The 16717-nt window shown below is 61.4% G+C and carries 9 protein-coding genes; 1 reads left to right on the top strand and 8 read right to left on the bottom strand.

The genetic code is table 11. The annotated features are described in order from the left end of the window. Positions 1 to 223: 223 nt before the first annotated feature. From C3F42_RS19975 to pip, 8 genes are all read right to left on the bottom strand, one after another. On the bottom strand, positions 224 to 1402 hold the full coding sequence (locus C3F42_RS19975; protein ID WP_104444790.1) for an integrase core domain-containing protein: 1179 nt from the start codon (positions 1400 to 1402) through the stop codon (positions 224 to 226). 766 nt (positions 1403 to 2168) lie between these two features. Next, on the bottom strand, positions 2169 to 2903 hold the full coding sequence (locus tag C3F42_RS19965) for an amino acid ABC transporter ATP-binding protein (protein ID WP_094011062.1): 735 nt from the start codon (positions 2901 to 2903) through the stop codon (positions 2169 to 2171). Then, positions 2896 to 3858 carry an amino acid ABC transporter permease gene (locus tag C3F42_RS19960; protein WP_023631233.1) on the bottom strand — a complete coding sequence of 321 codons (963 nt, stop codon included), beginning with the start codon at positions 3856 to 3858 and terminating at the stop codon, positions 2896 to 2898. The genes C3F42_RS19965 and C3F42_RS19960 overlap by 8 nt, the downstream gene beginning before the upstream one ends. 78 nt (positions 3859 to 3936) lie before the next feature. After that, entirely contained in the window at positions 3937 to 4734 is a 798-nt protein-coding gene (locus C3F42_RS19955) for a transporter substrate-binding domain-containing protein (protein WP_167335937.1), read from the bottom strand. A gap of 267 nt (positions 4735 to 5001) precedes the next feature. After that, positions 5002 to 7569, bottom strand: coding sequence for a glucans biosynthesis glucosyltransferase MdoH (gene mdoH, locus C3F42_RS19950; RefSeq protein ID WP_038706934.1), 2568 nt, complete (start codon positions 7567 to 7569; stop codon positions 5002 to 5004). Further along, entirely contained in the window at positions 7562 to 9298 is a 1737-nt protein-coding gene (locus tag C3F42_RS19945; protein ID WP_104444789.1) for a glucan biosynthesis protein G, read from the bottom strand. Before C3F42_RS19945 ends, mdoH begins: the two co-directional genes overlap by 8 nt. Positions 9299 to 9560: 262 nt before the next feature. Beyond that, complete coding sequence (dtd, locus tag C3F42_RS19940) at positions 9561 to 9998, bottom strand: D-aminoacyl-tRNA deacylase (RefSeq protein WP_023629093.1); 438 nt, start codon at positions 9996 to 9998, stop codon at positions 9561 to 9563. Beyond that, positions 9995 to 10966 (bottom strand): prolyl aminopeptidase, encoded by a 972-nt coding sequence (gene pip / locus C3F42_RS19935; protein ID WP_038706936.1) that lies wholly within the window; start codon positions 10964 to 10966, stop codon positions 9995 to 9997. Before pip ends, dtd begins: the two co-directional genes overlap by 4 nt. A 220-nt stretch (positions 10967 to 11186) precedes the next feature. On the opposite strand from pip, the gene C3F42_RS19930 reads away from it, so the two are divergent. Continuing rightward, entirely contained in the window at positions 11187 to 16700 is a 5514-nt protein-coding gene (locus C3F42_RS19930; RefSeq protein ID WP_232887956.1) for a dermonecrotic toxin domain-containing protein, read from the top strand. Positions 16701 to 16717: the final 17 nt, after the last annotated feature.

The following is a 16717-nucleotide window of genomic DNA, read 5'->3' as shown; positions in this document are numbered from 1 at the left end:
GCCCAGGCGCCGCCCGTAACTTCGCGACTTCAGGAGGCCGAACGGAGGTCTTGCGGAGGGAGGTGACGGGCATGGATGCCCGTCAAGCGCTGCGCCCCAGGATGGGGCGTTCAGCGCGGTCCTCCCGGGAGCAAGACCGGAGTGAGGGGACCCGGAGCGAAGCGGAGGGCCGGATGAATGGAGCGCTGTACGGATCACCCACATGGGTTACACAAAAGTTCACTCACATAGGTGACAACACCTTGAGTGTTACATAACCATCAGTGGCATCCCGCACATCGACTCTGCCAAGGATGATGGGACCGAAAATAACATCCCAGACGCCATCCCCAACCTGCTCCAGTCCAATGGTCTGGTGCTTGAGCACATAACCTACGTAGATCCTCAAGCCCCGGCGATTGATGATGCCGGAGCTATCAGCCGGCAAGCTCTCGATATGACTGGGATAGGTCATTTCGGGGAGCTTTTCAGGGAATGGGCGTGGAGATGGCTGGTAGCAAGACGCCGGTGTTTTCTGCTTCAGCGCTTCATGCAAGCGCTCGTGATTGTAGTGCTGCCGAAAGCGATCAAAGTGCCGTTGTTGAGCCTCCCAGGCCACTGCCGGCGGCGATGGGAGCGTGCTTTTGAGCGTTCGATGCATGCGCTCGTGGCGGCCATTTTGTTCAGGCCGACCAGGCGCAATGCGCTCGGGAATGATGCCTAGACGCAGCCACCAGATCGACAGCTGAGAAAGTCCCGCACGCCCCTTACTGGCAAACGGCACACCGTTATCGGTACGAATCCGCTCAGGCAAACCATTCTCTCGGAACACTTGGGTGAAAACGGCCTGGGTTTCCAGCAGGTTGGTATTGGGCATGCTGTGGCAGGCGAGCAGGAAACGACTGGCGTGATCCATGATCGTCAGCGGATAGCACCAGACGCCTGCACCTGTCAGAAATTGACCTTTGTAGTCCGCACTGAACAGCTGGTTAGGCGACTCGGCCTTCTCCAGAGGCTTGGGATAGACCGCTACACGCTGACGTAAGCGGCGTGGTTTGACCAATTGGGCTTTCTTGAGGATGTTGTAGATCGCTGTCTTCGAGGGCGGCGCCTGATCAGGGAAACGCTCCTGCAGCGCAGCCTGGATCTTTTTCGGCCCCGGTTCCGTTTCGCCTCGGCTGCGCAATTCGATGATGGCTTCGCGAACTGCGGCGGGTACGACCCAATCCTGGTTCAACCGGCGGCGGCTGCGTTCTTCCAGCCCCGAAGGCCCCTCTTTCTCATATCGCTCGACCCATTTGTAGCCGGTCTTTCGGCTGATCTCGTAGGCCTGGCACAGGGCGCTGAAGCTGGGCGGCCCCTGCAGGTAATCCGCGATGAAAAGCATTTTAAGGTCCATAGGTTTCAGCTCTCGCCAAGGCATGGTCAGATCCTCGAAAACCGACCCTGCCAGTTAAAGACTGTTACCTATGTGCGTGAACTGATTTGTAACCCATGTGGGTGAGTCATACCCCGCGCACGGTTTTTGGTTCCTTTTTGCCACGACAAAAAGGAACTCGCCGTAAAGGCGAAAAGGTGACTATGCGTCGACATCGTAAATGAATGCGCTTACAACTATAAAAACCGATGCCGATTGACTTTGACTTTGAATTTGACTTTGACTTTGACTTTGACTTTGACTTTGACTTTGACTTACACAGCGTGCGCCTCGAAAGTTATATGCGCATTCATTTGCGATGGTGACGCATAATCACCTTTCCGCCCTTACGGCGGGTCCCTTTTTGAAGGATCAAAAAGGAACCAAAAAATCCTCGCTCCATTCATCCGGCCCCTACGCTTCGCTCCGGGGTCCCCTCACTCCGGCCTTGCTCCCGGGAGGACCGCGCTGAACGCCCCATCCTGGGGCGCAGCGCTTGACGGGCATCCATGCCCGTCACCTCCCTCCGCAAGACCTCCGTTCGGCCTCCTGAAGTCGCAATTTGTGTCGCCTGAACTATCGCGCACCTAGAAGCAAAAGCAGATCAAGATCAAGATCAAGATCAAGATCAAGATCAAGATCAAGAGAGAGCGTTCTTTGATTGGAGGCTAGAGGTATTTCGACAACCAGGCCTCTCACCAATATATGGCAAGAGGCCTGAACAGTTTGATCAGATATATTTCACCCACGAATTACGCAGGCCTCAACATCCTCACAAAACTTGCCGCAAGAACGCCTGGGCCCGAGGGTCCTTCGGCGCATCGAAGAACGCCTTTGGCGGCGAATCTTCCAACAGCTTGCCGTGATCGAAGAACAACACCCGATCCGCCACTTCCCGGGCAAAGCCCATCTCGTGCGTCACGCAGACCATGGTCATGCCTTCCTGGGCCAGGGTCTTCATCACATCCAGCACCTCCCCGACCATCTCCGGGTCGAGCGCCGAGGTCGGTTCGTCGAACAACATCACCTTCGGATCCATCGCCAGGGCGCGGGCGATGGCTACCCGCTGCTGCTGGCCACCTGAGAGGCGCGACGGGTACTCGTTGGCCTTCTGCGCGATACCGACCTTTTCCAGCAACGCCCGGGCCTTGGCTTCACGATCGGCCTTGTTGCGCTTGCGTACCACTTTCTGCGCCAAGCACAGGTTCTCCAGCACGGTCATGTGCGGGAACAGGTTGAAGTGTTGGAACACCATGCCGACTTCACGGCGGTAGGCGTTGATATCGGTCTTAGGGTCGTCCAGCTGCACGCCATTGATGGACACATGGCCCTGGTCGAAATGCTCCAGGCCGTTCAAGCAACGCAGGAAGGTGGACTTGCCCGAACCGGACGGGCCCAGCACCACCACCACTTCGCCCTTGGCGACCTGGGTGGTGACGTTGTCCACCGCACGCACCACTTGGCCGCGGGTGTCGAAGACTTTAAGCAGGTCACGGACTTCAATCACTTTGCGCAAGCCTCCGCTCGAGCCGGCTGGCAATGTGCGACAGCGGCAGGTTGATCAGCAAGTACAGCCCCGCCACGCAGAACCAGATCTCGAAGGTAGAGAACGAGGTGGTGATGGCCTCGCGACCGCTCTTGGTCAGCTCGGTGATGGCGATCACCGACACCAGCGAAGTGTCCTTGACCAGGCTGATGAACTGCCCCGCCAGCGGCGGCAGTACGCGTTTGAACGCCTGGGGCAGGATCACGTGGCGCATGGACTGCGCGCCATTCAGGCCGAGCGAGCGAGCCGCCTCGTTCTGGCCCTTGGCGATCGACTGCACCCCGGCACGGACGATCTCGGCCACGTAGGCGCCAGTGAACAGTGCCAACGCCGCTACCCCGGCAAACTCCCGGGACAGATTGAGCACGGTGCCGATGAAGAAGTAGAAGATGAAGATCTGTACCAGCAGCGGCGTGCCGCGCACCAGTTCGACATAGACCGTGGACAGGTCACGCAGGGTGGGGTTGCTCGACAGCCGGCAGAGCCCGGCGAACAGGCCGATAACCAGGCCCAGGGCGCCGGATATGACCGAGATCCACAGCGTGGTCCAAAGGCCCCAGGCCAAAGGCCCAGCGGCCCAGTGGCGGGTGACGCCGATGGCATCGCCCTCGGCGACGTCGTCGCCACGGGCCAGCAGCATGCTGTCCTTGGCCACTTCGACGAACTGGGTGTCGCCGCTCTCGCTCTTCAGGGTGACCCGGGCGTTGTCGCCGGAGACCACGATTTCCTCGACCGTGCCAGGGTTGGCGGCACGCTGGGTTTCCTCGGCCTTGTAGGCGAAGTATTGCGGAACGCGGTTCCAGCGCCACTCGTAGGAAATCATCGAGGTGGCCAGGTACAAGCTGATCGCCAGGCCCACCAGGACCAGCGCGGTCAGCCCGTGCCACGGCCACTGTGCTTTCTTGTGTTTGATCACGTGGGGTACTTCCGTAAATGCGAACGCGCAGGGTTCGCCTGCGCGTCGAGGTCAGCGCTTGGTTTTTTGGCCCAGGCCTTATTCCATTTCCTTCAGCCAGTCCTTGTTCTTGAACCACTTGTCGTGGATACGATCGTAGGTCCCGTCATGCTTGATCTGGTGCAGGAAGTTGTTGATGTAGTTGATGCTGTCGTAGTCGCCCTTCTTCAGGCCGAAGGCCAGCGGCTCGTAGGTGAAGGGCTCTTCCAGGAACACCAGCTTGCCAGCGCCGGCCTTCTCCACGGCCACCACGTTGTAGGGCGAGTCGTAGACGAAGGCGTCGGCCTTGCCGTTGACTACATCCATCACCCCTTCCTGCTCGTTGTCGTAGCCGTGGTACTTGGCCTTGCCGATCAGCTTCTTAGCGACCATCTCGCCAGTGGTGCCGAGCTTGGAAGTGAGACGGTACTTCTCGTTATTCAGGTCCTTGTACGACTTGATCTCGCCCGCCAGCTCCTTGCGGATCAGCAGGGTCTGGCCGACGACGATGAAGGGCTCGCTGAAGTTCAGGCGCAGGTTGCGCTCCTGGGTCAGGGTCATGCCACTGCCGATGAAGTCGAACTTGTCGGTCATCAGTGCCGGAATGATGCCGTCGTAGGCGGTGGAGACCATCTCCAGCTTTACGCCCATGGACTTGGCCATGGCCTTGAGGATGTCGACCTCGAAGCCGATGATCTCGCCACGCTTGTTGGTCATTTCAAACGGCATGTAGGTCGGGTCCATGCCCACACGCAGGGTGCCGCGCTTGACCGCGTCATCGATGGCGCCGGCCTGGGCGGTGGCTACCGCGATCAGGGCGGTCGCACCTACCAGCAGCCGCGACAGGTATTTCTTCATCATCACCAAGTCCCCTAGCAAGAAGTACGCAGATTTTTTTTGTAAGCACGGTCCTACAGACCGATGCGTAATGTCGGGACGGATGCTAACGCATGCGAAGGCCGGGACCTAGAGCCGGTGGGGACTTTGTTGGCCAAAAATCGATGAGGGTAAAACAATCGCGGGGCAAGTCAGGCCGCCGCATCGCCGCTCCCACGCAGCGCTGATACGGCGTGGGAGCGGCGATGCGGCGGCCCGGCCTGCCCCGCGATTATCGGTGCGACGCGATCATGCCAGTGCTGGCTGGACCACGTTCTCCGGATGCAACGGCAGCAGCGGCGAGTGCGGGTCGTTGGCGATGGAAGCGCGCCATACATCGATCCACGCCGTGTTGTGCCCGGCCCATACCTGCTCGTGCAGGCGCGACAGCGCCACCGGGTCGCTGAGCAGCGCCAGACGGGTGTTCAGGTCCAGGCCCTGCGGCCCAACCTCCAGCGCCTTGGCCACACGCTCAACGCGCAGCGCCTCGATCGGCGCCGCCTGGCCATGACGTGCCGTGGCCATGGCACAGGCCAGGGCGTTCTGGCGCGGATCGACCACGGCCCGGACGAAGCCGTCGTGCAGGGCATGCCAGCGGTTCTCGTGGGTGTACTGGTCGGTGGCCAGCAGCTCCTGCGGCGTCGCATATTCCTCGGGGATGAGGAACAGCTTCTCGTCCTTGGCCGCCAGGCCCAGGCGGGTGCGGCTGGAGATCACCGAGACCGGGATCGACAGCACCAGCGAGCCGACGATCGGCGCCAGCCACCACAGGAAGCTCGGGTTCAACCAGGCCACCAGGCCGGCCCAGGCGATGCCCAGCAGGGTCTGCGGACCATGGCGACGTACCGCCTCGCTCCACGGAGTCGAGTCATCGTCACGCTGCGGCGAGTTCCAGGTCGCGGCCCAACCGAGGAACGCGGCCAGCACGAAACGGGTGTGGAAGATCATCCGCACCGGTGCCAGCAACATGGAGAACAGCATCTCCATCAGCATCGACAAGGTGACCTTGATACGCCCGCCGAACTCGGTCGCGCCCTTGGCCCAGATCAGGATGACGCTGAGCAGCTTGGGCAGGAACAGCAGCACGATGGTGGTGGAGAACAGCGCGATGGCCTTCTCCGGGTGCCACTGCGGCCACAGCGGGTAGAGCTGGAACGGCTCGATGAAGTATTGCGGCTCCATCAAGGTGTTGGTCGCCAGCAGCGCGGTCGACAGCACCAGGAACAGGAACCACAACGGCGCCGACAGGTACGACATCACCCCGGTGAGGAACACCGCGCGGTGCACCGGGTGCATGCCCTTGACCAGGAACAGGCGGAAGTTCATCAGGTTGCCGTGGCACCAGCGACGGTCGCGCTTGAGCTCGTCGAGCAGGTTTGGCGGCAGCTCTTCGTAGCTGCCCGGCAGGTCATAGGCGATCCACACGCCCCAGCCGGCACGGCGCATCAACGCGGCTTCGACGAAGTCGTGGGAAAGGATAGCACCAGCAAACGCGCCCTTGCCCGGCAACGGCGCCAAGGCGCAGTGCTCGATGAACGGCTTCATGCGGATGATCGCGTTATGGCCCCAATAGTGCGACTCGCCCAGCTGCCAGAAGTGCAGGCCGGCGGTGAACAGCGGGCCGTACACGCGGGTGGCGAACTGCTGCATGCGCGCATAGAGGGTATCCATGCCCGAGGCTTTCGGCCCGGTCTGGATGATGCCGGCATCCGGGTTGGCCTCCATCAGGCGCACCAGGCTGCTCAGGCACTCGCCGCTCATGACGCTGTCGGCGTCGAGCACGACCATGTACTTGTAATCGCCCCCCCAGCGACGGCAGAAGTCGTCGAGGTTGCCGCTCTTGCGCTTCACCCGGCGCCGGCGACGACGATAGAAGATGCGGCCAAAGCCCTTGGTCTCGCGACACACGTCCAGCCAGGCCTGTTGTTCGGCCACGGCGATATCGGTGTCGTTGGTATCGCTGAGCACGAAGAAGTCGAAACGATCAAGGTTGCCGCTGGCGGCCACCGACTCGAAGGTCGCCCGCAGGCCTGCGAACACCCGTGGCACGTCTTCGTTGCAGATCGGCATCACCAGCGCGGTACGCGCCTCGGCGGGAATCGGCTCGTTGCCGGCGCTGCTGCCGGAGATGCGGTACTTGTCACGCCCGGTGAGCAGCTCGAGGAAGCCCATCAGTGCGGTCCAGAAGCCCGCCGACACCCAGCAGAACAGGATACCGAAAAGGATCAGAATGGACGTCTGCAGCGCATATGGCCAGACCTGCACCACGGTGTCCCACAACGGCTGGTGGATGACTTCGTCGAGGTCGACGAACGACCAGCCCTGGTACGGCAGGATGCCCTTCATGTACCAGCCGGCAACGATGGTCTGGCCGATCATCAGGGTGAGCAGGATATAGCGGCGAATCGAGCCGACCGTGCGCCAGCGTGCCGGCGGCAGTTCGCGCTTGGGCGGCTGTGGGGCGTTGGTGCGGCCGGTCATGCGCCGCCACATGCGGATCAGCACGTTGGTGCGCCACGGCTCGGGCACGACCTTGGTGCGTTTGATCGGAGGGGCGATCTTCAGGCACAGGCGGCCGCTGCCATCGACGCCGAGCATCTCGGCCTCTTCCAGTTCGGCGGCGCTGCCTACGGTAAGACGGGCCCCCACCGAAGCCTGGACGGCCTCGGCGGTGGCGGCGGCCGGGTTGGCCGCCAGGCGTTGGTGCAGCTCGCTGAACGAAGTGCAACGGGCGAGTTCCGCGCGTTGCTCGTCGCTCAGGGGGAGGTGGGCCAGGTATTCGCCAAGCGATTCCGGCCTTGCGCTTGAGTTACTCATCGGCAGGCAACTGATAGCTCCAGGTCTCGGTCAGCACCTTCTCGGTGGTGGCCGGGGCCCCGTTGGTGGATGCCGCGTCGGCGGCGGGTTGCTCGGCAGCCTGCTCGGCCTTGGCTTTCTCAGCCTTGGCGTGGGCGTGCTTGGCCGCGGCCTTGTCCTGCTTGGTTTCCTTGGCGGGCTTCGGTTGCTCGACCGGCACGTCACGCAGCAGCGCGGCGCGCATCTCGGTGGACTTCTTCGGATCCTGCACCTTCAGGCGCAGGGTCAGGCGCCAGCCTTTGGTTTCCGGGTTGTAACGCAGATTGTTCTCGACCACTTCGGCGTTGTCGCCGACGCTGACCTGGCTGCGCACGGCGGTGTCCGCCGGCAATGCCGCGAGGTTCGGGCCGATGAAATCGACCAGCAGGGCAACGCTGCCGTCAGTCTGGCGGATCAGGTTGGACTGCTTGACGTCACCAGCCGAGCGCAAGGTCTGCTTCACCCAGCCCAGCTCCTGCGAGTGCAGTTGGTCTTCCTTGATGGTCCAGCGCAGGCGGTAGTCGTATTCGAACGGCTTGCCTGGCTCAGGCAGCTTTTCAGGGCTCCAGAAGGCCACGATGTTGTCGTTGGTCTCATCGGCGGTCGGAATCTCGACCAGATCTACAGTGCCCTTGCCCCAGTCGCCTTTCGGCTCGATCCAGGCACTCGGACGCTTCTCGTACTCGTCGTCGAGATCTTCATAGTCACTGAAGGCGCGCTGGCGCTGCAGAAGGCCGAAACCACGGGGATTCTCTACGCTGAAGTTGCTGACAGCCAGGTGTTTCGGGTTGTTCAACGGGCGCCACAGCCACTCGCCGTTGGCGGCGTGGATGGCCAGACCTTCGGAATCATGCAGCGCTGGGCGGTAGTTCATGATCTTCGACGGCTGGTTGGGGCCGAACAGGTACATGCTGGTCAGCGGGGCGATGCCCAGGCGGCTGACGTTTTCACGCAGGTAGACGCGCGACTTGACGTCGACCAGGGTGTCCTCGCCCGGACGCAGGGTCAGCTTGTAGGCACCAGTGGAGCGCGGCGAGTCGAGCAGTGCATAGATCACCAGGTGCTTGTCGTTCGGCTTGGGCTTCTCGATCCAGAATTCGCGGAAGCGCGGGAATTCCTCGCCCGACGGCAGTGCGGTGTCGATGGCCAGGCCACGGGCTGACAGGCCATAGCGGTGGCCCTTGCCGACCACGCGGAAATAGCTGGCGCCAAGCAGGGTCATGATCTCGTCCTGCTTGTTGGCCTTGTTGATCGGGTAGAGCACACGGAAACCGGCATAGCCGAGGTTCTTGGTGGCGTCGGCGTCATGGGGCACGTCACCGAACTCGAAGCGGCTCGGATCGTACTTGATTTCCCTGACCTTGTTGGCGGTGATCTCGTTGATGGTCACCGGCGTGTCGAAATGCATGCCCTGGTGATAGAAGGACAGCTTGAACGGCGTCTTGTCCTTGGCCCACTCGGCCTTTTCCTGCAGGAAGCGGATCTTCTGGTAGTCGGCGTACTTCATGTCGCGGAACACCGGCGGCAGGTTGCTCTTCGGCGCCTCGAACTTCTGACCGGCCAGATCCTTTGCCTTGGCTGCAACATCGTCCAGATTGAATGCCCACAGCTGGCCCGCGCTCATCAGGCCGACCAGCGCCACGCCGGCCAACAGTGCCTTGCGCAGCCGGGTACCGGGGATTCTAGGTGCAATACAGGGGCTTACAATCACGAGCAATCCTCGCCGAAAACAGATCATGAAACCAACGGCCAGCGACAAATGCCGGGTTGGCGAGCACTGTTCGGACCCCGTGAGGGCGTAATGATTCCCCAAACGGATCCTGACAATGCTCGAGTCAAAGTGAAACGAACCTGCGAACGCAGGTTCATGCAGCGCGCGATTATCCAGCAGGTCGCGTTACAACGCATCAGGCTGAACAAACTATTTATCGTACAAAACCCCTTGTTTTCGCCAAACAAGGGGTTTTTTGACCTCATATTTGTAACATAAATGTTACCGGGCCATCATTGACCAAATGCACCTGCATGTCAGCGCCGAAGCGACCACTGGCCACCTGCGGGTGCTGAGCTTGTGCCTGATTCAAAAGATAGTCGAAAAGCGCAGCGCCAAGGGCCGGTGGCGCTGCTGTCGAGAAGCTCGGGCGCATGCCGTTGCGGGTGTCGGCGGCCAGGGTGAACTGTGACACCAGCAACAGGCCACCGCCGACATCCTTGAGCGAGCGGTTCATCTTGCCCTGCTCGTCGCTGAACACTCGGTAGTTCAGCAGCTTGTGCAGCAGTTTGTCGGCATGCTCGGGCGAATCGCCTGGCTCGACCGCCACCAGCGCCAGCAACCCTTGGTCGATGGCCCCGACGATCTCGCCCGCCACCTCCACCCGTGCGCCGCGCACACGCTGGATCAGCCCTTTCATGCCTCTTCCAGGGGCAGGTCGAGCAGGCGTCGCGCCATCTGGTCGGCGGCGCGCACCAAGGCGTCGGTGATGCCCGGCTCGGAGGCGGCGTGACCGGCGTCGCGGATCACCTTCAGTTCACTGTTCGGCCAGGCCTGGTGCAGCGCCCAGGCGTTGTCCAGCGGGCAGATCACATCGTATCGGCCATGCACGATTACTGCCGGCAGATGAGCGATCTTCGGCATGTCGCGGATCAGCTGGTCAGGTTCGAGGAACGCGTTGTGGGTGAAGTAATGACATTCGATACGAGCGATGGACAGAGCACGCTGGGGTTCAGAGAAGCGGTCGACCACCAAGGGGTTCGGCCGCAGGGTGGCCGTGCGGCCTTCCCAGGTGGACCAGGCCTTGGCGGCGTGCATCTGGGCGATCTGGTCGTTGCCGGTCAGGCGCTTGTGGAAAGCCTTGACCAGGTCGCCACGCTCTTCCGGTGGTATCGGTGCGATGTAATCCTGCCAGTAATCGGGGAAGAGACGGCTGGCGCCTTCCTGGTAGAACCAGCTGATCTCCTGCGGGCGGCACAGGAAAATCCCGCGCAGGATCAGCCCATGCACGCGCTCGGGATGGGTCTGGGCATAGGCCAGGGCCAGGGTGGAGCCCCACGATCCGCCGAACAGTACCCACTTGTCGATGCCAAGGTGTTCACGGATGCGCTCCAAGTCCTCGACAAGGTGCCAGGTGGTGTTGTTCTCCAGGCTCGCATGCGGCGTGGAGCGGCCACAGCCGCGTTGGTCGAAGGTGATGATCCGATACAGATTGGGGTCGAAGTAGCAACGGCTCTGGGCATCGCAACCGGCGCCCGGGCCGCCGTGGATGAACACCACGGGCAGACCTTCCGGCGAGCCGCTTTCATCGACGTACAGCACATGCGGCGCTTCCACGGCCAGATCGTGCCGGGCGTAGGGTTTGATCTGCGGGTAGAGGGTCTGCATCGCGCACTCCGTGTGAGGTTTGGTTCAGCCGTGGGCCATCATAAACCTGAATGACGCTTTGAGCATGTATCTATGGCAAATCGGCACTCCGACTGCATGGACCGGTGCCCACAAGCCGCTGGGCCAGGTAAGGTATCTGCGGCCTACATACCTACAGCTTGCGCGCCAGGCATCCTGCCCATAGTCCGTTGCTCCCACCTACCCGGCAAAGGAGCAAGACATGCCAGCAACCGCAAGCACCTCACCCGGCCGTCACTACACGACAATCGAGCAGGCAATACCCACCTGGCTCAAGGAGAGCACGCCAGCGACGCGCGCAGGTCTGCAAAACTGGCAGCGAGGGCCCGACTGGCTGGCCGCTGCCGTCCGGCAACAACCAGATGCTGCCAAGGCGTGGCAGGATGAACATGCTCGCCATCGACGACACCAGGCCGGCGTCCAGAGATTGTTCGAAGGACTTCCCGAACTGGAAACCTACGCCAGGAAGATACTGGCAGACGGGATCAAAAATCGCTTCGGCCTGGAGCTCGACGTCGACAAGACCTATCTGATCGACGCCCGCCTGATCGACACGTCCTCAGCCATTGATGGTCGCCAGGCAGTCGACAGGGCAACCCGCTCGCTGCTGCACTGCGCATTGCACAATTTCGACGCTGGCGCTGCGCAAGAGCATGGCATGGACGCGCCCGCTGCCCCGTTGAAAAAGTCCGTCATCGTCGATCACCGCCGCTTCATGGGCACCGTACCCATCACCAACCAGATAGACTTCACCGCCGAAGCCTTCGCCGACCTGTGCCGCACCTTGGATATCGGCGCCAGATACCATGACCTGGTGCATGCCATCTACTACCCCGCCGCCACGCCCAGGCGCAGCGCCGATGAGCAGGCACTGGATGTGTATCGAACCTTGGGCAACGCCGAAGTCTCCGCATTCAGACAGTCTCTGCACTTTGCTCGCCTCAAGGGCGATATCGACCGTGACTTTTATGAGAGCGCGCTTGCGCAGTGCCTGGACACCGCTGCGAAGGCAACTGCAAGCATCACCTTCAGTACGATGTCCCTCTGGGAAGCCGAACTGACCGGCGTCCTGCTCATCACTCGGCAAACAAATGGGCAGAAGTGCCAAGCGCTGTATATTCCCGAAGATGATGAGACGCCGCTCAAGGCGTTCGCCACCCTGGACGCGCTGTTCAGCGAGCTGGGCGAACGACTGCGGGCCAACGCCGGCTACCTGGACAAACACATCGCCGAACGCGACAAAGCCTCGGTACAAAGCCGCCTCGCAGGCCGCCTGACCCCGTTCGGATGGAGCAGCCGTGGCCTCTACGAACGCGTGTCTGCCCCACAGGCGGCACTATACCCATACACCCGACCGTTCAAACATGGGTTTCAGGAGATGATGGCGCTCCAGAAGGCCGAGCGTCACGAGATGGATGCGCTGTACCACGCCGTTCCCACCGAAATTGTCGACCGGCGCACCGCCCTGGCCCATCGCAAGCTGGTCTTCGGACGCGTGCTGACCGGCTTGAACATCGCCGGTTTCTTCGTACCAGGGCTTGGGGAGGCGATGCTTCTCCTTAGCCTGACCCAGTTGGCCTTCGAGGTGTACGACGGTATCGACGCCTGGAAGAACGACGAACGCGACATTGCCTACGGCTATCTGGTCGATGTCATCGAAAATGTGGCATTGATGGCCGCCCTTGCCACAGCAACCAAGGCACTGAACAGTTCAGGCGCCGGGGCGCCCGCTGCTTCAGAGGGTGTAGAGAGACACGCGCCCGAGCGAGAACGTATTGCTGTGCTGACACCGTCCTTCATCGAGGAACTGCAGGACGTGGAAATGCCCGATGGCCAGGTACGCCTCTGGAAACCAGACCTAACACCCTATCGGCGCAGCGATGCCCTGCCCGACCATCTGGAACCAGATGCATTGGGCCTCAGGCATCACCAGGGCAAGCTCTGGCTGGATACGATGGGCGATCGCTACATCGTCGAACACGCATCGGCAACCGCTGACTACCGTGTACAACACCCGCTCGGGCCCCAGCGCTACGCGCCGCCGGTTCTACATAACGGTGCTGGCGCCTGGCTGCATGTCGTCGATCAACCCACGACTTGGAGTGGGACCACCTTGCTGCGCCGGATTGGCCACTTGAACGCGCATTTCGACGAGTCGACGTTACGCAGCATGCTTGCCATCACTGACATTGACGAAGGCGAACTGCGCCGGACCCTGGTCAAGAATCAACGGCTTCCTGCCTTGCTGGAAGACACGATGCAGCGCTTCAGGCTGGACGAGACAGTTGGTCACCGCGCCATCAGCAGCGCCCGATTTGGCGAATTCACCAGAGCCTATGATGGTCTTCCGACTACTCGGCAGCCAGGCACCGAGGTCATCCGGCGGGTATTCCCGCAACTGCCGCCCGCAGTCGGCGAGGAACTGGTTCGCAACGCCAGCGTCGAGGAGCGGCAACTGCTCAATGCTGGCAAGGTCCCCCTGCGTCTGGCCGAGGAAGTTCGCGCATACCAGCAACAGATTCGCCTGACACGCGCCTACGAAGGTCTGTACCTGAACTGCGTGCGGAGCTGGGACATAGACCGGCTGATCATCCACACCTTGCAACAACTGCCCCAATGGCCTGCAGATACCTACCTGGAACTGCGCCAATACCGATTCTGGCCAAGCCAACACGCGAGCGTCGGCCCGATGGACGCCTCATTGCGTGCTACCGTCACGTGCGCGCATGCGGGTTACATCGTCCATGCCGCGCCGCTGGCGGGTAGACCGATGAGGCCCCTGACCAACCTATACGGTGCCCTGTTCGAGGCTCTGCCCCAGGTCATGGTGCAGCTGGCTGTCAGCGACGAAGCCGCGTTGCGCCGGTTGCTGCAACAAAATGCCCTGCCCCGCGCGCCACTACGCCAGGTGCTCGGCATGCGCCCCGTGAAGCCAGGCTATCGCTCCCCCATGCGCCTCGCCGATGGCCGCGTTGGTTACCCGCTGAGTGGCGGTGCCGCGGCCACGGGTGTCAGCCGCCAGGCGCTGCTCGATGCGATCGCGGCGACCGGCCTGCCTGAACACACGCGCAGGTCCACAGAGCAGATATTGATGATGATTACCAGTACCGGCCGCACTCAAGTGCAAGTCCTCGATCACCTTCAACAGTTGCTGGAACAGCGCCTTGAACTCCAGAGCAGGCTGGACGAATGGTACGAGGGGATCTTTTCAGGCTCAGATCAGGAAGCCTTGGAGCACGCCAATGTGCGCACCGAAATCATCCAGCACTGGTACGACAGCGCGCTTGAGGAGAGCAACCAACACGCTGCGCAGCTAAGCCTGAACCACGTGCGCCTGGCCGACATTCCGATGAATTTGCCCGCACACTTCACCTCGCGTGTGCGCCGGCTGCGCTTGATCGGTTCGGCAGCAGACAACAATTCAGGCTGGGCTCAGCATGAGCGTCTGCTGCAACGCCTGCTGCGGCAGATGCCGCAGCTCGAGGAACTGGTGATCACCCGGCCCTTCGAATTGCGGGCGGCACCCTCGTCCTTCCTCTACAGTATCGGCACGATCAGCCAGCACCTGCCTGGCTTGCGAGTGCTGACTTTCACCAATCAGAACATCCCGCTCAGTGCGATGCACATGGCAGAACTGTCCAGTCTGCCCGAGCTGCGCCGTCTGGATCTGAGTGGCAACCGGTTTGCCCAGCGCGACAGCCCAAGCCTACATCAGCTATCGCTGGATTATCTCGGCCTGGATGACATGCAAATCAGCCAATGGCCCATCGGGCTGGGCGGCGACGCGCTGGGGCGAATTGCGCATGTTTCGCTACGCAACAACAACCTGAGGTCGCTTCCGACATTCCTCCTCGACCAACCCGAGCTCGCCCTCGGCGGTACAATGCTCTCGCTGGAGGGCAATGATATAAACGAAGACCACCTGCAGCGCTTGCTGCTGAATGAAAGCGGGATGACGTCGCGCATCCATGTCGACCGATCGCCTGAACTCACCCAACGGCTGGATCGAGTCCGTCGGGAGCGGGACCAACTGCGCGACGCCATCGATGGCTGGGCGCAAGCGTCAAGCTCGAACCAGCCTTTGACACAGGCCATGCTGGAAGACCGCCAGCGCATCGCCAGCGCGATCCGCCAGTTCTGGGAAAACCAGGAACGGGGCTTGCGCTATCTGCGATTACAGCTCGCGGATGTGGCCATTGAAAATTTTCCGCGCAGGCTGCCGTCATTTTTCAGCGAACACGTGAACGCGTTGACGCTCAGCCGGGTAAGCGGCTCCAGTGAGCAGCTCGGCGAGCTACTCAGGCACTTCCCCCACATAACCCGCCTGACCATCGACGCACACGTGGCCGCCACGCAGACGCTCGCCTCGGCCCTTGCGCACCTGCCGCGATTGGTTCATTTGGAATTTCGTGGCATGGGGCTGGAAATTGACCAGAATATGCTCCAGGCATTCGGTCGACTGCACAACCTCACTTCCCTGGACCTCTCCGGTAATCGAATGGGGGCCATCACCGAGGTACCTGCACGCCTGGCCACGAGCCTCACTTCGTTGACGCTGAGCAACATGGGATTGCAAACCTGGCCAGCCTGGTGTGAACGCTTGTTGCCATTGGAACTGCTGGACTTGAGCAACAACAACATTTCGCAATTACCGGATTTCGTGCTTAACAACCTCGAAAACCGGATGCCTATCTCATCGATTGCGTTGTTTGACAACCCGTTGGCACTCGATACCCTGACGCGCCTGCGCGCTTACTCGGAGAGCCAGCACAGCTTCACCTTTGCCCTTGACCCTGACAACCTGATGCTTACCGATAGCACGAGTGAAGGGTCGCTGACCGACCACCCGCACTTTCCCCTCGCCGGTGACGACACCCCAAGAGTCGAACTATGGGCGCTTGGCACCGAAGCGCAGAACGAAGCCCTGCACAATTGCTGGGAGACGCTGCAACGGTTGGAGGACGGTAACAACCTGCTGCGCCTGGCTGGGCGTTTGCGCAACGCCGCGCCCTATGTGGACATGAGCTCGCAAGCCGACTTCTGCGAGCGCGTGCGTCTGATGTTGGTGACTGCGGCGACTCACGACGAGTTGAGGCCCACCATGAGCGTGATTGCCGCAGAAGCATTGCCCGACCCGATAAACGACTCTCAGACCTGCCACGACGGTGCGCTCCAGGCGTTCAACAACATCGAAATCTATGTCATGAACAGCCGAGTGCTGACCGATGCTGGTGACACATTGCAGACGCTGTTCCGACGCCTGCGCCAGTTGTACCGCATGGGGCAGCTCGAAGTACTTGCCAGCCAACGCACCACTCCTGGCGACCATGTTTCGGTACGCCTGGCATACCGCCGCGAGCTCGCCGCCGAACTGGACTTGCCAATCGCTGACAGCATGCGCTTTCGAAGCGCTGCCCAGCTTGCGCAAGGTGAACTGGCAAGCGTGCTGGAGCAGGTCAGGGGAAGAGAAAGCGGCGATTCGTTCATGCAGTATCTGCTGGCAAACCGCTATTGGACCGAGCGCCTGCGCGCCGAGTACACCGACCGGTTCGGGAGGATCAACCAACGTTTCGGTAGGCGCGTGCAGGAGCTGAGCGCTTTGGACCTGCCGTTGCAGGAAGAGCTGGCGCTGCAACAGGGGCTGATGGAGGACAAAGAACAGGAAGAGCGGGAGTTGCTTCAGACACTGACGCGGCCTTACTTCACGCACGACTGACCAATGTTCAGTGCCCC

Source organism: Pseudomonas sp. PONIH3, from assembly GCF_002934345.1.
Classification (GTDB): Bacteria; Pseudomonadota; Gammaproteobacteria; order Pseudomonadales; family Pseudomonadaceae; genus Aquipseudomonas; species Aquipseudomonas soli.
The sequence above is the reverse complement of the archived record's forward strand: the minus strand, read 5'-3'. Positions and strand labels throughout refer to the sequence as shown.